Source organism: Streptantibioticus ferralitis, from assembly GCF_029223525.1.
Lineage (GTDB): Bacteria > Actinomycetota > Actinomycetes > Streptomycetales > Streptomycetaceae > Streptantibioticus_A > Streptantibioticus_A ferralitis.
The window spans coordinates 33,700-54,296 of sequence record NZ_JARHTQ010000012.1; the positions used below are offsets into that span (position 1 = coordinate 33,700).

Consider the following 20,597-nt stretch of genomic DNA (forward strand, 5'->3'; position numbering starts at 1 on the left):
CGTCGACGGCCGGGCTCCGCCCCGGCCGATGCCGTGACCTGCCGGGGCTGCTGACCGAACTGGGCCTCACGGCACACCCGCGTGAAGCTGGCCCGGGGCAGTGCGTCCGAACGGCAGGCTCGGAGTGCGTTGAATGACCACGTATATGTCTGAGTGGCGATCAGTGGTGCTCAGTGACGTTTCGACAGCTGTGCGTCACCGGGATCGTGTAGTCCCTCCCCCCACAGCCAAGGGAAGCCTCATGACTGACACGCTCAGACGCACGACCGTCACCGCCGTCACCGGCCTCGGCCTGTGCCTGACCCTTCTGCCCGCCGGACAAGCGCAGGCGCACGGCTCGACCTTCGTCCCGTGCAACGACATCGCCGCCCTGAAGGCAGCCATCAACAACGCGAATACCAGCGGCGGCAGCATCACCCTTGCCCCTCGGTGCGTCTATACCTTGACGCAGGCCGACCACATGGGTGATGGCCTGCCCGTGATCACCGGCGACGTGCGGATCACCGGAGACCACACCACAATCGATCGCAATTCCCCCGCGTCCTTCCGCATCTTCCATGTGACGCAGGGCGGCAGCCTCAGCCTGAAGTCGATCACCGTGCGCTATGGCCAAACCGTTGTCGGGAGCTCCAATGGTGGGGGCCTCTTCAACGACCGCGGCAGCCTCACCCTGATCGACTCGACGGTCAGGAACAACGTGGGTGGCGCCGGCGGCGGGATCTGGAACCAGTTGGGAACGCTCACCCTGAAGAACACCACGATCAGCAACAACCGAGCGGGTTTCGGCGGCGGAGTGGCCACCAACGGCACGATGACGATGCAGGGCGGCACGCTCCACGACAACACGGGCGGAGCCTGGGGAGGCGGCCTCGCCAACGCGGGGGACACCAAGCTCGACTCCGTGTTGGTCGACGGCAACGACGCCGGTGAGCGCGGGGGCGGCATCGTCACCCTGGCGATCAACCTCAAGACCGGGCCGCTGCGCCTGAAGCACACCAAGATCAGGTACAGCATCGCCCGGATGGACGGCGGCGGCATCCAGACCGGCGCGGACCAGCCGACAACTCTCTACCGCAGCATCGTCAGCCACAACACCTCGAACGGCGGACCCACCACCGGCGGCGGCATCGCGAATTCCGGAATCCGCCTCGGCCTCTTCATCGGTACGACGGGCAGCCCTCGGCGCGAGGAGAGCAAGGGGAACTCGCCCAAGCTGACGCCCTTCAGGGTGGACCTCATTCAGAGCGCCGTCGTCAAGAACCACCCGACCAACTGCGCCCCGCCCAACAGCGTCCCGCACTGCGACGCCGCCGGCTCCGGCAGGCACTGAGCTTGCAGGAGTACCGGCGGAGTCCCGATGATCGAGACAGCCCCCACACGATCGTGACGACCGTCGGAGGCGGCACCACCGTGGGCTCGAATCCCACCTTCGAATCCACCACCTCTACAGCGAGTAGGCAGCTCGGCCCCCGACCAGCGACGTTGGTCGGGGGTGTCGTGGTTGGGCATGCCCGCGGGTGACATCCCTGACGTGGATCGCTGCTCGTATCGCCATGGGTCACATAGCCCGAACGGCTCCGCGCCGGCGAGTGGCGCCGGCGCGGAGCCGTTCGGTGGTGATCGTCGGGCTGCGGATTCAGGCGGTCACGGCGGGCTTGAGGACCTCCTCGCACCACTGCCGGAACGTCGTCGGGGTCGTCGACTCCGGGGTGCGCGGCTCGGCGTTGTCGAGGCCCTGGTTCTTGGCGTCGAACATGTCGACCATCCCCTGCGCCATCGCGTCGGTCATCCCGAAGCCGGTGAGGCGCTCCTTGAACGCCGCGCCCGGAATCTGCCGGTAGCTGATCTCGGTGCCGAGGACCTCGGAGATGATCTGGGCCATCTCGTTGGGCGACAGGTCTTCGGGCCCGAGGCAGGCGACCTGGCCGGACCCCTTCCACGAGTCGTCGAGCAGCAGCCGCGCGGCGGTGGCGGCGATGTCACGGGTGGCGACGGTGGGGCTCTTCAGGTCCGGGTCGATCATCATGAAGAACTTGCCCTGGTCCTTGATCGCGCCGACCTGGTGCAGCAGGTTGTGCATGAACGACGGGCAGCTCACCGCCCGGTAGGCGACGCCCGAGGCGGCGATCAGGTCGTTCATCGCCAGCGACGCGGTCACCAGGCCGGCATGACCGGCCATCGGCGTCCCGCGTCCGAGCACGGAGATGCCCACGACGCGCTTGACGCCGTGGCGAGCGAACGCCTCGCACGCGGGGCGAGTGAAGTCGACATAGGCGGCTTCGGTGCTCGGTGCGGCCGGATCGTCCGGCGCGAGCCAGAAGACAGCCTCGGCGCCCTCACACGCCCGGTCGATGACGGCGGCGTCGCTGTGCGAGCCCTCGACGACCTCGGCCCGCTCACGAACCTCGGGTGCGAGCCGCGAGGGGTCGCGGGCGACAAGGCGCAGCGGTGCCCCGAGATCGAGCAGGGCATCGACGAGCTGGCGGCCGATGGTGCTGGTGGGTGCGGTGATGACAAGCATGTAAGTCCTTTTCTTTCCTTGGGGTGTTGGTGGGCGACGGCGGCCCGAGCGGAGTGCGGTGTGCAGCTCCGGGCCTTCGCCGCGGGGTCAGCTGCCGATGGCATGGCGCTTTGTCCGCACGGCGGTCAGGCCGGGCGGGGGATGTAGGCCAGGCCGTGGGCGCCGGGCTCGCCGAGCTTGGCGATGTCCAGCCGGGTCAGGCCCTGCAGCGTCTCCAGGTCGACGATGTTGACGGTGGACGAGGCGACGCAGGCCACATAGGCGATCCGGCCGTCGGGCGACGAGGTGATGGTCAGCGGGCAGAGCCCCACCTCGATCTCGCCCAGCTGCTTGCGGGTGTCGGCGGAGAACACCGTGAGGCGACCCGGCGCGTGGCGTCCGAGTCGGGACTCCGGGTCGGGTTCCATGCGCAGTTCGCCCACGAGCAGCTTTCCCGTCGACGTCAGGTGCACCGGCAGGACGACGTTCTCGGTGGGCAGGGTGTCGACGACGGACGCCGTCCGGGCGTCGATGACCCGGATTCCAGCGTCTGGCCGCTCCTCGGCGGTGGGGGAGAAGGAACCACCGTAGGGCGAGGCGACGAAGGCGTGCGTGCCGTCGGCGGCGACGGCGAGTCCCTCACTGCCCGGCACCTCGACCTTCGCGGTGAGGGTTCCCCGTTCGAGGTCGACGACCGACACGAACGGCGCTTCCTTGTTGGTGGCGTAACCCGTCCGTCCCGCCGGATCGATGGCGAACCAGTGCGGGCCGGGCGCGTCCGTGTCGATCCTGCCCAGGGGCCGGCGGGTCTCCGTGTCGATCACCACGACGCCGCCGGGCCGATCCGCCGAGCCCTCCACGCTGACGTACAGGCGACGACGCGCCGTGTCCAACGCCAGCCCGTGCGGGCCGTGTTCCGGGGCGAGGTCGACGACCTCGACGATGCGGCGTGTGTCAGGGTCGATGACGGTCAGCTCGGTGCGTCGGCCGCTGTTCGCGTGGTAGTAGCCCGAGTGATATGTCGTTGTGCACCACAGCAGTCGCTGCGTCGGGTCGAAGCACAACTCGTGCGGCTCGGTGAGGATTTCGATCGTGTCGATGTGCCGGTCGGAGGCGGCGTCGAAGAACGAGACCGTCGGCCCGCTCTGACTGACCACGGCCAGAACATCGCCTTCTCGACCGGCGCGGGGGGACTGCCGCATCGCGGGCTCCTTAAACGGCACGAATGGGATGTCACGCGTCTTCGCGGACACCCCTACTCTCGCCGCGAGAGGATTCCGCGACAATGCAAGAATTGGCACCTAATAGTTGACTCAGACGTAAACGTGCAGCTCAGGAGTGCCAATGGATCTCAACCTGCTGCGAGCCCTGGACGCCCTGCTCCAGGAGAACAGCGTGACCCGCGCCGCGGAGCGGCTCGGCACGTCACCCGCGGCAGCCAGCCGTACGCTGGCCCGGCTCCGCCGTGCCGTCGGCGACCCTCTGCTGGTCCGCGCGGGCCAGGGCCTGGTCCCGACCCCGCGAGCCTTGGAACTCCGGGAGGAGGTGAGCGCGGTGCTGCGCAGCTGCGACAACGTCCTGCGGCCCGGAGCCGGTTTCGATGCCGCGCATCTCCAGCGCACCTTCACCGTGCAGGCCACCGACCTGCTCCTGGTGGGGCTGGCCGGGACCCTGACCGACCGGATCCACGCGGAGGCCCCGCACGTGGACGTGGTCTTCCTGCCGGAGGCGGTGGAGGGCGGCCCCGCGCTGCGGCAGGGCTGGGTGGACGTCGAACTGGGCGTCCTCGGACATCTGGACCCGGAGATCCGGACCCGACGGCTCACCCAGAGGACGCTGGTCGGCATCGCCCGCAGCGGTCATCCGCTCTTCGACGGGCGGATCGACGCCCGCCGTTTCGCCGCGGCCGACCACATCGGCATCTCCCGGCTCGGCAAGCGCCTCGGGCCCATCGACAGCGCGCTCGCGGAACTCGGGCTACGGCGCCGGATCGCGGTCGTCGTCCCCAGTCACACGAGCGCGATGATGCTCGCCCGGGACACCGACCTCGTTGCGCTCACCCTGGCCGACTGGCTCCCCGGCACCATCTCCGCCCTGGGACTGCGTACCTTCCCCATCCCCCTCGACCTGGCACCCCTCGACCTCGGAATGGCCTGGCACCCCCGCAACTCAACCGACCCGGGGCACCGCTGGTTCCGCAACAGCTTGGCGGCCGCGGTCCTGTCCCCGTCAGGCGGTGATCCAGCCGAAACCGCCTAGTGGCCAGCACCGTACAGCGCGCAGAATGTGCGATACGGGATATCCGGCTATGTTCTGCCACTTGCGGTAAGACGGCCGTTGACATGAAGCGCGGTTCACGTTCTACGTTCGGTCCGTCAGGGATCGGACGGCCCATCGATTACGGCGGTGAACATGCCCGCACGATCCTGCTCGGGTTGCGGCGAGTTCGGCATCGTCGAGCCGTGCCGTGGGGTTACTCGCCGCAACTCCGCAGTAATGCGGGCTGTCCGGCTACTCCCCGCGTTCCGGCAGCCGTACCACCACCAGTGCGACGCCTGCCAGCAGCACATCGCGGGCGGCGGCGTCCAGGCCGTTCCAGCTCTTCGACTGCCACATGGAGAACCACTCGCCGCCGATCGCCATGAAGCCCGCGCCGAACAGCAGCAGCATCATCACCAGGCCCAGGGTGCTGGCACCCCGGGCGCGGGCCAGGCCGCCCCTGCCCGCGAGTCCGCGCGCCCACAGCACCGTTGCGGCGATCAGGACGAACGCGGTGAGCGTCTCCCATCCGATGATGGCCACATAGGCGGCGTCCGCGACGGCGTGCGAGGTGATCGCGCGCCACATCAGGGACTTGTCGTGGAACGTGGTGTCCATCGCGAAGACATGCCGTACGAACTGCTGATTGGTACCGAAGTCGGTGATGTTGCCGAATGCCACGAGCGCGATGTACAGCGCCACGGTGCCGGTCAACGCCATCGCCGCGGCGGGCAGGCTGCCCACCGAACGCATCACTCCACTGCGCCGCCCACTGCTGGTCATCATGGCGACTCCCCTCCTAGGACATACTTTCCCCGCTGACATGCTCACTATCAGACGAAGGCTGACACACTGATGATCACGGCAACCACCCGCACCCAGGTCGCCGTCATCGGCGCTGGTCCCGCCGGGCTCACGACGGCGAACCTACTGCGCCAGCGGGGTGTCGACTGCGTCGTACTGGAGGCGCAGAGCCGGGAGTTCATCGAGCAGCGCCCGCGTGCCGGGTTCCTTGAGGAGTGGGCGGTACGCGAACTGGAACGCCGTGGGCTCGCCGGACGGCTGCTCCAACAGGCCGGGCAGCACGGCGCGTTCGAGTTCCGGTTCGCCGCGCGGCGGCACACCGTCCGCTATGCCGAGCTCACCGGGCACCACCATTTCGTCTATCCGCAGCAGGAGTTGGTGACGGACCTCGTCGCGGCCTACGCCGACGGGTCCGCCGGTGACATCCGGTTCGGGGTGCGCGACGTCCGGTTGCACGACCTCACCGGCGACTCGCCGTCCGTCACGTACACCGATCCGCACACCGGACAGTCGCACCGCGTCGAGTGCGCCTACATAGCCGGTTGCGACGGCGCACGCGGTGTCTCCCGGCGGCACATCCCCGCGCACGAGAGCGTGTTCGCCAGCCATGACTACGGCATCGGCTGGCTCGCGCTGCTCGTCGAGGCGCCGCCCTCCGCCGACGGAGTCGTCTTCGGTATCCATCCGCGCGGCTTCGCCGCCCACATGGCCCGTACCCCGCAGATCACCCGCTTCTACCTGCAGTGCCCGCCGGGCGACGACCCGGCGAACTGGAGCCATGAGCGGGTCTGGCAGGAACTGCACACCCGGCTGGCGGTGCCGGGCGCGCCGATCACCGAGGGTCGCATCGTCGAGCGACAGGTCCTCGACATGCACAACTACGTCGTCGAGCCGATGTCCTACGGCAGGCTGCATCTCGCCGGGGACAGCGCGCACTTGGTGGCCCCGATCGGTGCGAAGGGCATGAACCTGGCGCTCCATGACGCGTTCCTGCTCAGCGCGGCGCTCACCGCACAGCTGCGGCACGGCGACGGCGCCCGGCTGGCCGGGTACTCCGCGGACTGCCTGCGGCGGGTGTGGCAGTACCAGGAGTTCTCGCAGTGGTTCGCCGACGTGCTGCACGGGGCCACGCACGCCGACCCGTTCCACGCCCGGATGGCCGAAGCCCGCCTGCAGCGGCTGCTTTCCTCCCCGGCCGCCGCCACGGCCTTCTGCGAGCTCTACATCGGGAAGCTGTAGCCGCGGGCCAGGTCAGCGGGCCGGCCCGCGCTCCCGCACCGCCACCCGGCCCTTCCTGACGGTGGCCAGCCGGGGCGCGCGGCGGGCGATCGCCGAGTCATGGGTGACCACGACGAACGTCAGCCCGTGCGCCCGCCACAGCCCTTCCAGCAGGCTCATGACCTCGTCCCTGGCGTCCTCGTCGAGATCGCCGGTCGGCTCGTCGGCGAGCAGCACCTTGGGCCGCTTCACGAGAGCGCGGGCCACCGCGACCCGCTGCCGCTGGCCGCCGGACAACTCCCCGGGCAGGCCGTCGCGGTGTTCCGCGAGACCTACCGACTCCAGTGCCTCCGCGGCCTGTTGGCGCCGCTGGGCGGCGGCCAGGCCCAGCGGGACCAGGGCCGTCTCGACGTTCTCCAGGGCGGTCAGGGCGGGGATGAGGTTGACGGTGCGGAAGACGAATCCGATGCTCTCGCTGCGGATCCGCGTCAGCCGCGGCTCGGGCAGCCGGGCCAGGTCGGTGCCGTCGAGTTCGACGCTGCCCTCGGTGGGGCGGTCGAGGCCGCCGAGCATCTGCAGCAAGGTGGTCTTGCCGCCGCCCGCGGGGCCCTGGATGACGAGTTGGCTGCCGCCCTCGATGACCAGGTCGACGCCGCTGAGCGCGTCGACGGTCTCGTCGCCGCGGCGGTAGCGCTTGGTGACACCGGTCAGTCTGTACATGCGGCCTCCGTGGGGGGTGGGGGTACGGGCGCTAGGCGGCGGGGCGCAGCGCGTCGGCGGGGCGCAGCGCGTCGGCGGGGCGCAGCCGGGCGGCCCGCCAGCCGCCGCAGCCGCCCGCGACAAGACCGCCGCCGACGGCGAGGGCCACCGCGACCGCGAGGGTGGCTGCGCTGACGGGAGCGGTCAGCGCGATGTGCAGCACGTCGCCGACGGCCTTGCCGCCCTGGTCGAGGCCGCCGCTTCCTGGCGCGTCGGCCACCTGCGCGGTGAGCGTGGGGCTGACGCAGGAAACGGCGTACGCCGCCGCCAGGCCCAGCGCGATCCCGAGCGCCCCGCCGACCAGGGCGTTGACCAGTGCCTCCCCCATGACCTGCCGGACCACCCGGCCACTGCTCCAGCCGAGCGTGCGCAGCGTGCCGAACTCGCGCACCCGGCGGCCGACCGCCGACGAGGTCGACAGCCCCGCCGCCAGGAACGCGACGGCCAGGGCCGCGAGGGACAGCCAGCGCCCCGCGTTCGTGGCGAGGTTGGCGGCGGTGGTCAGCGATCCGGAGACAGCGGCGGCGAGTTCGGCCGAGGTGGTGACGTCCGTACCCGGAATGTTCTTCTGGATCGCCGACCTGGCGGTGCCGATGTGCTGGGCGTCGGTGGCCCTGACGTAGACCGTGCTGACCTTGCCCGTGGCGTTGGCGAGCGCCTGGGCCTGGTGCAGTGGCAGATAGACCTCGGCGGCCGGGTCCGCGCTGGCGGCGGCAACACCGATGATCTTGAACGTACTGCCACTGACGGTGAAGGACCTGCCCACGGCCAGGTTGTTGCGCCGGGCGTAGCCGCTGTCGACGACGGCGACCCTGCCGTCGGCCTGCGCCGCGCTGAAGCCGGTACCGCTGGTGATCCTGGCGGACGTCAGCGGTCCGATGTCCGGCCGCGACACATCGACGCCGTACGCGCGGTAGTCGTCGGCGTCGAACCGGCTGCCGCCGCCTTGTCCGGCCGTACCGCCGCCCGACTGGCCGGCGGTGACGCCCCCGTAGCCGCCGAAGCCGTGCTGGCCGTTGATCACGCCGGTGGCGTCGCCGCCTTGCCGGGCCTGGCCCTGGGTGAACCGCCGGTCGGCCTTGACGACCCGCAGGCTGAGCCCGCCCGCGGCGTCGGCGACACCGCTTTGCCCGGTGACCGCGGAGACCACGGAGGCGTCCAGCGACCGGGAGCCCTGGACCGTCACCAGGTCGTCGCCCCGCGCCGAACTGCCGCTCTGCCCGGCGAAGTCGAACGTCGGCGTGCTGCCGCGGGTCGGCGGGGTGGCCGCCTTGGTGACGGTCAGATCGGTGCCGAGCCCGTAGCGCGACTGCAGGACCCTGCCCTGCGCCTGCCGCATGCCCGAGGCGACCGATGACACGGTGATCACCAGCCCGATACCGAGGGCGAGCCCCAGGGCGACGGCCAACGCCGCCTTCGCGTGGCAGCGCAGCTCTCGCCGCAGGTACGTGAAGAACATCCGGCCCTCGCCGTCGACGCCCCGTCAGCGGAGGCGTGGGGAGACTGACGGCGAAAGGGTAGGAACCGCCCGTTAGGGATGACTGAGGCCCGGATGAGACGGACATGAGAATGGGCCCGGCGCAAGCGCCGGGCCCAACGTCCTTCGGGGCGCCGATGCGTCGGCGCCGGACCGGCTAGAGCGCGCTGCCCGACTTCCAGGCGGTCCAGGACATGTTCCAGCCGTTGAGGCCGTTGTCCGGGGCGATCGTGCTGTCGTGGGAGTTCTTCACCACGACCAGATCGCCGACCTGCGAGTTGCCGTAGAACCACGCGGCATCCGTGGTCCGGTCGCCGCCGCCGCGCACATCGCTCAGCCCGATGCAGCCGTGGCTGGTGGCCGTGGAACCGAAGATCGACTTGTCCGACCAGTAGTTGCCGTGGATGAACGTGCCCGAGGTGCTCAACCGCATGGCGTGCGGCACGTCCGGGATGTCGTACTCACCACCGAAGCCGACCGTCTTGCCGTCCATCCGGGTCGTCTCGAACTTCTCCGAGATCACCATCTGCCCGTTGTACGTGGTGTGCTGCGGGCTGCCGGTGGACACCGGGATGGTCTTGATGGTCTTGCCGTCCCGGACCACCGTCATGGTCTGGGTGTTCACATCGACCGTGGAGACCTGGGAGTGGCCGACCTTGAACGTGACGGTCTTGTTCTGCACGCCGGTGAGGCCCTTGCCGCCCTGCACGTTGTCGAGCTCCAGCTTCAGGGTGACGGTGGATCCGGCCTTCCAGTAGTCCTGGGGACGGAAGTCCAGGCGCTGGTCGCCGAACCAGTGGCCGACGACCTGCTGGCCGCTGCTGGAGTTCACCTTGATGTGCGACTCGACGTCCTTCTTGTTGGTGATCGCCTTGTCGAAGTTGATGGACACCGGCATGCCCACGCCGACCGTGGAGTTGTTGTCCGGCGTGTAGTAGGCGATGAAGCTGTTGGCCTGGGAGACCGTGGTGAAGGTCGAGTTGGCGGTGGCCGGGCGGTTGCCGGAGTCCTTGGCGGCCGCCGTGATCTTGTAGGCGGTGGCCCGGGCCAGCGGGCCGTCCGGCTGCCAGCTCCTGCCGTCGGCGGAAATCTTGCCGGTCACCATCTTGCCGCCGTCGACCTCGGTCATCGACACCCTGGTCAGTGTTCCGTCGCTGACCGCGACCTTGGCGTCGTTGTTGATGCCGACGTTGGTCGCCTGGTCCTTGGGCGTGATGGTGATCTTGGCGGCGGAGGCGTCCTTGGCGGCGGCAGCGTCCGCGGCGGCCGACTTCGACTCCGCGGAGCCCGACCCCCCGCACGCGGTGAGCAGCAGCGCACCGCCGACCACCACGGAAACCGCGACCAGCCCACGACGCGCACCACGCCCGCGGCGCTGCCCAGGGGATGCACCCGTACCGCTCTGCGGCGACTTCACACGTATCTCCATCCGTCCGCACGTCTCGTACGGATGAAGACACCTATCCCCGTTAAGTCCGTTCCGCCCCACAACGGACTGTGAGGAATGACACGCTCCGGGACCACCGGACGGTCGCCCCGGAACGTCTCGCTACTCCTCGCCCATCTCTTCCTCGTACAGGTCCCACTCGTCGGAGTCCGGGTCGTACTCGGTGTGCGCGCTGCTCCATGACGCCTGCACCAGTTCGATCCCGGCAACGCCGTTGACCAGGCCGAACGGATCGACGAGATAGGCCAGCGCCTCCGCCTCGTCGCGTTGGACGGCGTCCCTGGCGTGCGCGCGCTCGTCCTCCGGCATGAACTCGTCGCCGTCGATCTGCGCCACGGCCGCCTCGGTCAGCTCATCAGGGTCGGTGATCTCCATGACCAGATCCACCTGAAGCCGGATGTAACGCGCCGGGGTCTCCTCGGCGCCGCTGCTGTCGTTCTCCGTAGTCATGCGACGGAGAGTAGGCGGCTGGACAGCGCACCGTGGTCGGACACGGCGATGCGGGCCCGGGTATCACCACGGCACTTTCCTGTGGTCGGGAAATCTCACTACCATCGGTGCCCACGGTGAAGTCACCGTATTCGCAAGGGGGTTCCATGGCCTCGCGCCGATCGCTCACCACCACCACGGCCGCCGCGGGCGGGCTCCTCGCCGCTCTGTGCTTCGTCCCCTCGGCGTCGGCGACCGTGGAACACCCGTCGCCCGCCCGGCAGGACGTCACGCATCACAAGTCCGCGCCGCGCAACGGCACCTTGGGTGAGCCCAAGGCGCCGACCGACGCGATGAACCTCGCGGACACCGGAAGCGTCAACACCACGCCGTACGTGGTGTGCGGCACGGGGTTCCTCGTTGCGGGCGCGGCACTGCTGGTCGTCTCCCGACGGCGGGGGGTTTCGCTCTCCACTGGATGAGGGGTCGCCTCCAGCGGGGTTGGGGGTTCCGCTGCGCGCGGCGCGGGGGCGTTTTCGCTGCGCGGCGCGGGGTCGCCTCCGGCGGGGTCGGGGGTTCCGCTGCGCGCGGTACGGGGTCGCCTCCGGCGGAGTCGGGGGTTCCGCTGCGCGCGGCGCGGGGGCGTTTTCGCTGCGCGGCGCGGGGTCGCCTCCGGCGGGGTGATGGGGCCGCTGCGCGCGGTGCGGGGTCGCCTCCGGCGGAGTTGGGGGTTCCGCTGCGCGCGGCGCGGGGTCGCCTCCGGCGGGGTGATGGGGCCGCTGCGCGCGGTGCGGGTGGGGTTTCTGCCGCGGGCGCGGGTGGGTTTCTTTGGGCGGTGCGGGCGGGCTGGCGACCGCCGGGCTTCTTGAGCGTGGTCGCTCACCATCGCGGCGGTGACAGAACTTCGCCACGGCGAAACACTCGCCACCACGACGTGGACGGGCTCGGGACTGCCCAGGTCCTTGAGGGTGGTTGCTCGCCATCGCGGCAGTGAACAGGTGGGTTGCGGACCGCCGGACTCTTGAGCGTGGTTGCTCGCCGTTGCGGCGGTGACGAATCGTCGCCGCCGCGAAGCACCCGCCGTCGCGGCGGAAGTTGATTCCGCCGCGACGGCAAGGGGCACCGGGGCGTACCCCGTAGGGAAGGAACCGCCGGGAGGGCGCTACGCCAGCGGGCCGGTGACCGATTCGGCGGCCTTGACCAGGCCGCCGGAGCGGACGAACGCTTCGGCGGCCGCCAGGTCGGGCGAAAGGAAGCGGTCCTCGCCGGGGCCCTGGACGCCCGCCTCGCGAGTGGCCGCGAGCACCGCACGAGAGGCGGGAGCCGCGTTCAGCCCCGTACCGGAGTGCTCGCGCAGCTCGATGGCGCGGGTGGCGGCCACCAGCTCGACGGCCAGGATCCGGGCGAGGTTGTCGATCGAGTGCCGCAACTTGCGCGCCGCGTGCCAGCCCATCGAGACATGGTCCTCCTGCATCGCCGACGACGGGATCGAGTCGGCCGAAGCGGGCGTGGCGAGCCGCTTGTTCTCGCTGACCAGTGCCGCCTGCGTGTACTGGGCGATCATCAGGCCGGAGTCCACACCGGGGTCGTCGGCGAGGAACGGCGGCAGCCCGTGCGAACGGTTCTTGTCCAGCAGCCGGTCGGTGCGCCGTTCGGCTATCGAGCCCAGGTCCGCGGCGGCGATGGCCAGGAAGTCGAGCACGTAACCCACCGGCGCGCCATGGAAGTTGCCGTTGGACTCCACGCGGCCGTCCGGCAGCACCACCGGGTTGTCGACGGCGGAGGCCAACTCCCGTTCCGCCACCAGCCGGGCGTGCGCGAGGGTGTCCCGTCCGGCACCGGCGACCTGCGGGGCGCAACGCACCGAGTACGCGTCCTGCACCCGCGGCGCCGCCGACTCCCCGGCGAAGCCGCTCTGGTGGTGCCCGGTCAGGCCGGACCCGGCCAGCACCCGGCGCATGTTCTCGGCACTGGCCGCCTGCCCGGGGTGCGGGCGGATGGCGTGCAGTTCGGGCGCCAGCACCCTGTCGGTGCCGAGCAGCGCCTCAAGCGACAGCGCGGCGGTGATGTCGGCGGAGGTGAACAGCCGGGCGAGGTCGGCGCAGGCCATCAGCAGCATGCCGAGCATGCCGTCGGTGCCGTTGAGCAGCGCCAGGCCCTCCTTCTCGCGCAGCTCCACCGGCTCGATGCCATGCTCCGCGAGCAGCTCGCCGGACGGGCGGACGACACCGTCCGGGCCCTCGGCGTTCCCCTCGCCCATCAGGGTGAGCGCACAGTGCGACAGCGGCGCCAGGTCACCGGAGCAGCCCAGTGAGCCGTACTCGTGGACGACGGGCGTGATCCCGGCGTTCAGCAGCGCCGCCAGCGTCTCGGCGACCACCGGCCGCACCCCGGTGTGCCCGGACGCCAGCGTCTTCAGCCGCAGGAACATCAGCGCCCGTACCACCTCGCGCTCCACCCGCGGGCCCATCCCCGCGGCGTGCGAGCGCACGATGGAGCGCTGCAGCTGGGCCCGCAGATCGGGGCCGATGTGCATGACGGCGAGCGCGCCGAACCCGGTGGAGACTCCGTAGACCGGATCCGGCTTGGCGGCCAGCGCGTCAACGACCGCGCGCGAGGCGGCGATTCCGGCCAGCGCTTGCTGCGACAGCTCGACCTTGGCCGCGCCTCGGGCTACGGCCAGCACGTCGTCCGCGGTTGTCCCGGACGCCCCCAAGACCACGTTGTGCATATCCATATTCATGCACCCTAAAGAGTGAATCGCTAACTGTCACGACTCGTTTTGGCGACGGCCGCGGAAACTACGCCGCTCGGCTGGCGTACGGGGCGGCGAGTCGGCCAGCTCCGCCACCGCGCGCCCGGCGACCACCGGCTTGATGGAACGTTCCGCCTTGGCGCGGTACTGGGCCGCGTCGGCGAGCCGGAACAGCCGCCGCGCGGTGCGCACCGGCCCGGCGTCGGCGTCCGTAGAGGCGATCCCGACCGCCACACCGTCGCCGAGCCCCAGCCAGCGGGCCCGCGCGCACAGCTCCTCCGCGGCCCGCTCCACATCCGCCGCGCTCGCGCCCACGGCCAGCAGACAGAACTCGTCACCGCCGAGCCGGGCGGCGAGACTGTCCGGCAGCATCGCCCCGCACATCGACAGCACCGAGCCGAACCCCACCAGCAGCCGGTCGCCGACCTCGTGGCCGAGGCTGTCGTTCACCCGTTTGAGCCCGTTGAGATCGCAGACCACCAGGCTCACCGCGATACCCAGCTCCCGGTGCCGTTCGAGCGCCTCGTTCAGCCGCCTGTCCACCGCGCGCCGATTGGCCAGGCCGGTCAGCGGATCGGTGAACGCCAGCCGCCGCACCTCCTCAAGGCGCTCGGTCTGCGCCACACCGGCCGCGATCACCGCCGCCAGCACCGTCGCGAAGTCGGCGTCGGTCCTGCCGTACCCCGGTCCGCCGGTGCGGCGGGCCACATACAGCTCGCCCCAGGCTTGCCGGTGCAGCACTATGGGCGCGACTATGCAGCAGCCCCGGCCACCGCGCCGCAGGGCGGCCACCCGCTGGTGTTCGTACGGCCCGGTGCTGGGGCCGCCGACCGTCTCCACCCAGGCGTGCGGCTCGCCGCCGTTGGCCCACTCGTGGTGCAGGTACTCCACGACCTCGGGGAAGTTGCGTACCGGGTACGTCTCGTTCGCCGGCAACGGCTCCTCGCCCGGGGCGAGGTCGCCGTCGTTGACGAGGACCCGCAGCCAGCCGGATTCGCGCTCCCACACGGAGATGGCGGCGAACGATCCGCCCAGGGCGGTGCGCGCGCGTCCTATCGACGCGCGCGCCACATCCAGCGGGGTCTGCGCGGCCGCCACCGCCCGGGCTATCCCGACGACGGCCATCAACCGCCCGTTGGCATCGGCCTTCTCGCCCATCCTCCGCCTCTTCGCTCGCGCTGGCGTCTGGGGCTTCTCGCTTCCCGTGCGCTTGGACTGGCGTGTGGTTCTGGTTGGCCAGCGTCTCGCTCGCGCTGCGTTGGGCTCTGGGCTTCCGGTGCGCTTGGGCTGGCGACTGGTTCTTGTGGCCCAGCCTTCCACGGCTTTTCGCCCCGGGCTCGTTCGCGCTTCCGTTTGGGGGGATTTTCCCACGGGGGGACAGGTCCCGGCGCCACTCGCCATCGAGGCGGCTCGCCATCGAGGCAAGAAATCTCCGCCGCGACGGCGAGCAACCACAACGCCGGGAACCGGCGGTGCCGAACCCGCCGCACCCCGACGAACATCGCGAATCCGCCGGAAGGGCCTATGCGCCCGGCCAGTTCGGCTTGCGGCGTTCGTTGAAGGCGCGTACGCCCTCCGCCCGGTCGCCGGAGAAGGCGACCGAGCGCCACGCGGCGTCCTCCACCTCAAGCCCCTCGCGCAGTCCCAGGCCCTGCCCCAGGCGCAGCGCGCGCTTGGCGGCCCGCAGACCGACCGGGGAGTTCGCGGCGATACGTTCCGCCAACGCGAGTGCGTCCTTGGCGTCCTGGCCCTCCTCGGTCAGGACGTCGACCAGGCCGATCGCGGCGGCCTCCGCAGCCCCGACCCGCCGGGCGGTGAAGATCAGCTCGGCGGCGCGGGCGGAGCCGACCCGGCGCGGGAGCAACTGCGTACCGCCGCCGCCCGGGATGACGCCGACCGACACCTCCGGAAGCCCGACCTCCGCCGTCGAGTCCGCGACGATCACATCGCAGGACAGCGCCAGTTCGAACCCACCGCCGAGCGCGTAGCCGTGCACCGCGGCGATCGTCGGCATCGGCAGCTCAAGCACGCTCGTATAGGCGGCCCGGGTGACCGGCCGCTGCCGGACCAGCTCGGCGTCGCTGAGCGCGTTGCGTTCCTTCAGATCCGCGCCCACACAGAACGCCCGCTCATGCGAGGAGGTCAGCACGACCACCCGCACGTCCTGGTCGGCGGACAGGGCCGCGCACGCCTCGGTCAGGCTGCGCGCCATCTGGGTGGAGATGGCGTTCATCGCCTTGACCCGGTCCAGCACCAGCTCAGCGACGTGTGCCCGGTGCCTGCGCACGGCCACCCATTCCCCGTACCTCTGCTCCGTCATTCCGTCCGTCCTCCCGGCCCAAGGTGTTAACGACCGTAAACCGCAAACGGAGGGATCATCGCAGGGATCGCCGCCGAGGTCACTCCCTCCGGGACAGCAGCCATGGTTCGACGACACCGAGCCCGCGTACCGGGCGCCGCCACATCGGCTGCAGTGCGAACCGGTACTTCTCGTCCGCGGAGGCATCGGCCTCGGAGACCGGCGCATCGCCCGACGCGCCCAGCGCCTCGGCGAACTCCCCGTCGACCAGGACGGCGTCCCGCGGCGCTATCGAGGTGAGCCGGCTCGCCAGGTTCACCGTCGTGCCGAACACATCGCCCATCCGGGTCGTCACCGTCCCGAAGGCCATGCCGACCCGCAGCGCGGGCATCGTCTCGTCGCCGGTCATGGTCTCGATCAGCCGCATCCCGATCTCGGCGGCGATCCCGGGGTCGTCGGCCACGAACAGCACCTCGTCGCCGAGGGTCTTGATCAGCCGTCCGCCGTGCGCGGCCACCAGGTCGGCGGAGGTGGTCTCGAACGCCTCCACCAGCTCGCCGAGTTCCTCCTCCTCCAGACGCCGGGTGAGCCGGGTGAAACCGACCAGGTCGGCGAAGCCGACCGCCAGCCGACGGCTCACCGCCTCCTCGTCGTCGGACCGGGCGATGCGGCTGGTGGCGGCGGCGAGCTGACGCCGCCACACGTAGACCAGGAACTCCTCCAGTTCCGGCAGGAGCAGTTCGACCAGCGGATACGCGACCTCGGCCCGGGTCATGCCCGGCTCCGGCGGCTCGGTGAGCCCCTCCAGGAAGGAGTCGGTCTGCCAGTCGGCGAGCCGGGCCGTGGTCTGGCCGGTGGACCGGGCGACCTGCACCGCCATCGACTCGCTGAGCAGCCCGGCCTCCACGAGTCCGGAGAGCCGCCGCAGTGCCAGCACATCCGCCTCGGTGAGCGCCTTGGCCTGGCCGATGTCGGCGAAGCCCATCGCACGCCAGAAGCGCGAGGCCAACTCCATCGAGACACCCGCACTGCGTGCCGCCTGGAAGGGCGTGTACTGGCGGTCGGCGCCCAGGATCATCTGCTCCAGACGCAGCGCCAGCGGGTTCTCGCCGTTGGGCGCCTCCTGCTCGTCAGACGGTTCCCGCTCTTCCGGCACTTCCCGCTCGTCCGGTGCTTCCCGCTCGTCCGGTGCTTCCTGCCGGTCCGCGTCTGATGGCCGGCGCTCGCCCGGCGTCTCGCCGCCGCCCGGTGTACCCGACGGCTCGAACTCGCCCGGCGTCTCGCGCCCGCCCGGTGCACCCGACGGCTCGGACTCGCCCGGCGTCTCGCGCCCGCCCGGTGCACCCGACGGCTCGAACTCGCCCGGCGTCTCGCGCCCGCCCGGTGTACCCGACGGCTCGAACTCGTCCGGCGCCCGGCGCTCGCCCGGCGATTGAGACGCGCCGGAACCGCCAGCCGCGTCGTGCGGCGAGTTCGCCGCGTTCTCCGCGGTCACCGGCCGCCCCCTGCCTGATCCCTGACCACTGCCCTTCCGATCACTGGGGTCCCGGGCCTGGACATCAGCAGCGGACGCCGCGGGCCCCGGAGAACGTCCCGTCAACAATACGGCAGTGTGCCGTAGCTCACGCTCGCGCCACCGCGTGGGGCGCCACCCTCGGCCATCACACCCACCATCGCCGATCGCCTCCCGGTCCGCTCAGCCTGCCGATCCGCCGTCCGCCGCCGGACGTACATGGACGACGTCGCCCGCGCCGACCGACTCCTCCCGCCCTTCCGCGGAGATCACCAGTCGACCGTCGGAGTCCACCGCGACCGCCTCGCCGACCAGCTCGCGCCCGCCGGGCAGTTCGGCGCGAACCGTGCGGCCGAGCGTCGCGCAGCCCGCCGCGTACGCCTCCTGCAGCCGGGACCGGTGCGGGTCGCCGTCCGCCGCCCGCCACTCCTGGTACCACTGGGCGATCGAGCGCAGCACCGCCCGCAGCAGCGGGTCGCGGTCCACGCCCGGCGCTCCGGCGAGGGCCAGCGAGGTGGCGGTGGGCACCGGCAGCTCGTCCTCGCGCAGGGTGACGTTGAGCCCTACGCCGATCACGATGCCGGTGTCGTCGGCCCGCTCGGCCAGGATCCCGGCGGCCTTTCGCTCCTCGCCGGGTGGGGTCTCCCCCGGACGGAGCTTGTCGGAGTCCTTGGGGACCTTCACCAGCAGGTCGTTGGGCCATTTCAGGGCGGTGTCGATACCCGCCGTACGGGACACGGCGGTGGCGGTGGCGACCCCGGCGAGCAGCGGCAGCCAACCCCACCGGTCCACCGGCAGCGCGGCGTTCCCGTCCGGCGTCGGCAGACCGGGTCGGAGCAGTATGGAGAAGAACAGACCGGAGCGGGCGGGTGCCGTCCAGCGGCGTTCCAGGCGGCCGCGCCCGGCGGACTGCTCCTCGGCGATCAGCACCGCGCCCTCGGCGGCGCCCGCCTTGGCCCGCGCCACCAGGTCGGTGTTGGTGGAGCCGGTGGCCGCGACCACGTCCAGCGAGGTCCACAGTCCCGAGGGGGTGAGCAGCGCGTGGCGCAACGCGGTCTCGTTGAGCGGCGGCCGCTCCAGGTCCGACCAGCGGTTAGAGGAGGTCATACCCGCAGCCTAGGGGGCGCGCCCACGGAGTGTGGCCAACGCCGCAGTGCCCACCCGGCACACGCGCCGTTACGCTACGAAACAGCGTTACCCGCCAGTCACCTGTGCCCGTACGACAGCATCGACGAGACACCGACGAGAGCAGGAGAGCCGCCTGAGATGGCCGAGCTGGAGAACGCCCCGGAAACCGGGGTAAGCAGTCATACGACCGCCGGCAAGCTGGCGGACCTGCGCCGTCGCATCGACGAAGCCACCCACGCGGGCTCCGAGCGGGCGGTGGAGAAGCAGCACGCGAAGGGCAAGCTGACCGCACGCGAACGGGTCACCATGCTGCTGGACGAGGGCTCGTTCGTGGAACTCGACGAGTTCGCCAGGCACCGTTCGACCAACTTCGGCCTGGAGAAGAACCGCCCGTACGGCGACGGCGTCGTCACCGGTTACGGCACGGTGGACGGCCGCCCGGTGGCGGTGTTCTCGCAGGACTTCACGGTCTTCGGCGGCGCCCTGGGCGAGGTGTTCGGCGAGAAGATCGTCAAGGTCATGGACTTCGCGCTGAAGACCGGCTGCCCGGTCATCGGCATCAACGACTCCGGCGGCGCCCGCATCCAGGAGGGTGTGGTCTCGCTGGGCATGTACGGCGAGATCTTCCGCCGCAACACCCATGCGTCGGGCGTGATTCCGCAGATCTCGCTGATCATGGGTCCGTGTGCGGGCGGTGCGGTGTACTCGCCCGCGATCACCGACTTCGTGGTGATGGTCGACCAGACGTCGCACATGTTCATCACCGGGCCCGACGTGATCAAGACTGTCACCGGGGAGGACGTGGGTTTCGAGGAGCTGGGCGGCGCCCGCAGCCACAGCACCAAGTCCGGCAACGCCCACCACATGGCGGGCGACGAGAAGGACGCCATCGAGTTCGTCAAGGCGCTGCTGGCCTACCTGCCGAGCAACAACCTGCAGGAGCCACCGGCGTTCGCCGAGGAGGCCGACCTCTCGGTCACCGACGCGGATCTGGAACTGGACGCCCTGATCCCGGACTCCGCCAACCAGCCCTACGACATGCACACGGTCTTCGAGCATGTCCTGGACGACGGTGAATTCCTGGAAACCCAGGCGCTGTTCGCGCCGAACATCGTCACCGGCTTCGGCCGGGTCGAAGGACACCCGGTCGGCGTGGTCGGCAACCAGCCCATGCAGTTCGCCGGTTGCCTGGACATCGACGCCTCGGAGAAGGCGGCACGGTTCGTCCGGACCTGCGACAGCTTCAACATCCCGGTGCTGACCTTCGTCGACGTACCCGGCTTCCTGCCCGGTACCGACCAGGAGTGGAACGGCATCATCCGGCGCGGCGCCAAGCTGATCTACGCATACGCCGAGGCGACCGTTCCGCTGATCACCGTGATCACGCGCAAGGCGTACGGCGGCGCGTACGACGTCATGGGCTCCAAGCACCTCGGCGCGGACCTCAACCTGGCCTGGCCCACCGCCCAGATCGCGGTGATGGGCGCCCAGGGCGCGGTGAACATCCTGCACCGCCGCAGCCTGGCGGAGGCCGCCGATCCGGAGGCGCTGCGCAAGGAACTGATCACCGAGTACGAGGACGCGCTGCTCAACCCGTACATCGCGGCCGAGCGCGGTTACGTCGACGCGGTCATCCCGCCGTCCGAGACCCGTACCCACATCGTCAAGGCACTGCGGACGCTGCGGAACAAGCGCGAGAGCCTGCCGCCCAAGAAGCACGGCAACATCCCGCTCTAAGTCCGGTACCTGGAAAGGCCATTGACATGATCAAGGTCGTACGGGGCAATCCGACCCCTGAGGAGCTGGCCGCCGCGCTGGCGGTGGTACAGGCGCGCGCGGCGGCCGTCCCGGGCGGGACGGGCGGCGCGCGCCCGCTGGACGCATGGGCCGACCCCGCGCGCAACATCCCGCTGCGCCGGGTGCCACGGCCGGGCCCGGCGGCCTGGCGCAGCACGTACTGGCCGTACTGAGGGCCGTCATGCCCATCGGGCACTGACGGTACTGACCAG

Annotated in this window: 18 protein-coding genes; 6 read left to right on the plus strand and 12 right to left on the minus strand. The window is 70.7% G+C overall.

The features are described from left to right. Window positions 1-241 precede the first annotated feature (241 nt). Window positions 242-1,330 carry a hypothetical protein gene (locus P2L57_RS19465; protein ID WP_275816212.1) on the plus strand — a complete coding sequence of 363 codons (1,089 nt, stop codon included), beginning with the start codon at window positions 242-244 and terminating at the stop codon, window positions 1,328-1,330. A 306-nt stretch (window positions 1,331-1,636) separates the two neighbouring features. On the opposite strand, the gene P2L57_RS19470 is transcribed toward P2L57_RS19465, so the two are convergent. Together P2L57_RS19470 and P2L57_RS19475 are read right to left on the minus strand one after the other, a co-directional pair. After that, entirely contained in the window at window positions 1,637-2,521 is an 885-nt protein-coding gene (locus tag P2L57_RS19470) for an NAD(P)H-binding protein (protein ID WP_275816214.1), read from the minus strand. A gap of 125 nt (window positions 2,522-2,646) precedes the next feature. After that, entirely contained in the window at window positions 2,647-3,702 is a 1,056-nt protein-coding gene (locus P2L57_RS19475; protein WP_275816216.1) for a YncE family protein, read from the minus strand. A 142-nt stretch (window positions 3,703-3,844) separates the two neighbouring features. Between P2L57_RS19475 and P2L57_RS19480 the strand changes: the two genes are divergently transcribed. Continuing rightward, window positions 3,845-4,759, plus strand: a complete 915-nt coding sequence (locus P2L57_RS19480) for a LysR family transcriptional regulator (RefSeq protein WP_275816218.1) — start codon at window positions 3,845-3,847, stop codon at window positions 4,757-4,759. A 252-nt stretch (window positions 4,760-5,011) separates the two neighbouring features. On the opposite strand, the gene P2L57_RS19485 is transcribed toward P2L57_RS19480, so the two are convergent. Beyond that, window positions 5,012-5,545, minus strand: coding sequence for a DUF2165 domain-containing protein (locus P2L57_RS19485; RefSeq protein ID WP_275816220.1), 534 nt, complete (start codon window positions 5,543-5,545; stop codon window positions 5,012-5,014). Window positions 5,546-5,614: 69 nt separating this feature from the next. Between P2L57_RS19485 and P2L57_RS19490 the strand changes: the two genes are divergently transcribed. Continuing rightward, window positions 5,615-6,802: a 4-hydroxybenzoate 3-monooxygenase gene (locus P2L57_RS19490; protein ID WP_275816222.1), complete on the plus strand. Its 1,188-nt coding sequence runs from the start codon at window positions 5,615-5,617 to the stop codon at window positions 6,800-6,802. A 12-nt stretch (window positions 6,803-6,814) separates the two neighbouring features. On the opposite strand, the gene P2L57_RS19495 is transcribed toward P2L57_RS19490, so the two are convergent. The 4 genes from P2L57_RS19495 to P2L57_RS19510 all read right to left on the minus strand — a co-directional run bounded on the left by P2L57_RS19495 (window position 6,815) and on the right by P2L57_RS19510 (window position 10,914). Then, window positions 6,815-7,501, minus strand: a complete 687-nt coding sequence (locus tag P2L57_RS19495; RefSeq protein ID WP_275816224.1) for an ABC transporter ATP-binding protein — start codon at window positions 7,499-7,501, stop codon at window positions 6,815-6,817. A 31-nt stretch (window positions 7,502-7,532) separates the two neighbouring features. Beyond that, window positions 7,533-8,999, minus strand: coding sequence for an ABC transporter permease (locus P2L57_RS19500; protein ID WP_275816226.1), 1,467 nt, complete (start codon window positions 8,997-8,999; stop codon window positions 7,533-7,535). Between the two features lie 175 nt (window positions 9,000-9,174). Beyond that, entirely contained in the window at window positions 9,175-10,434 is a 1,260-nt protein-coding gene (locus tag P2L57_RS19505; protein WP_275816228.1) for a L,D-transpeptidase, read from the minus strand. Between the two features lie 132 nt (window positions 10,435-10,566). Then, entirely contained in the window at window positions 10,567-10,914 is a 348-nt protein-coding gene (locus P2L57_RS19510; protein WP_275816230.1) for a hypothetical protein, read from the minus strand. A 146-nt stretch (window positions 10,915-11,060) separates the two neighbouring features. On the opposite strand from P2L57_RS19510, the gene P2L57_RS19515 reads away from it, so the two are divergent. Next, window positions 11,061-11,375, plus strand: a complete 315-nt coding sequence (locus P2L57_RS19515; protein ID WP_275816232.1) for an LAETG motif-containing sortase-dependent surface protein — start codon at window positions 11,061-11,063, stop codon at window positions 11,373-11,375. Window positions 11,376-12,055: 680 nt separating this feature from the next. Here P2L57_RS19515 and hutH read toward each other — a convergent pair. From hutH to P2L57_RS19540, 5 genes are all read right to left on the minus strand, one after another. Beyond that, entirely contained in the window at window positions 12,056-13,630 is a 1,575-nt protein-coding gene (hutH, locus tag P2L57_RS19520; protein WP_275816234.1) for a histidine ammonia-lyase, read from the minus strand. A gap of 33 nt (window positions 13,631-13,663) precedes the next feature. Next, complete coding sequence (locus tag P2L57_RS19525) at window positions 13,664-14,806, minus strand: GGDEF domain-containing protein (RefSeq protein ID WP_275816236.1); 1,143 nt, start codon at window positions 14,804-14,806, stop codon at window positions 13,664-13,666. 364 nt (window positions 14,807-15,170) lie between these two features. Further along, window positions 15,171-15,968: an enoyl-CoA hydratase/isomerase family protein gene (locus P2L57_RS19530; RefSeq protein ID WP_275816238.1), complete on the minus strand. Its 798-nt coding sequence runs from the start codon at window positions 15,966-15,968 to the stop codon at window positions 15,171-15,173. A 79-nt stretch (window positions 15,969-16,047) separates the two neighbouring features. Beyond that, window positions 16,048-17,442 (minus strand): adenylate/guanylate cyclase domain-containing protein, encoded by a 1,395-nt coding sequence (locus tag P2L57_RS19535; protein WP_275816240.1) that lies wholly within the window; start codon window positions 17,440-17,442, stop codon window positions 16,048-16,050. Window positions 17,443-17,643: 201 nt separating this feature from the next. Further along, window positions 17,644-18,567, minus strand: coding sequence for a biotin--[acetyl-CoA-carboxylase] ligase (locus tag P2L57_RS19540; protein ID WP_275816242.1), 924 nt, complete (start codon window positions 18,565-18,567; stop codon window positions 17,644-17,646). Between the two features lie 159 nt (window positions 18,568-18,726). Between P2L57_RS19540 and P2L57_RS19545 the strand changes: the two genes are divergently transcribed. After that, complete coding sequence (locus P2L57_RS19545) at window positions 18,727-20,325, plus strand: acyl-CoA carboxylase subunit beta (protein WP_275816244.1); 1,599 nt, start codon at window positions 18,727-18,729, stop codon at window positions 20,323-20,325. 26 nt (window positions 20,326-20,351) lie between these two features. Further along, entirely contained in the window at window positions 20,352-20,558 is a 207-nt protein-coding gene (locus P2L57_RS19550) for an acyl-CoA carboxylase subunit epsilon (RefSeq protein WP_275816246.1), read from the plus strand. Window positions 20,559-20,597 lie beyond the last annotated feature (39 nt).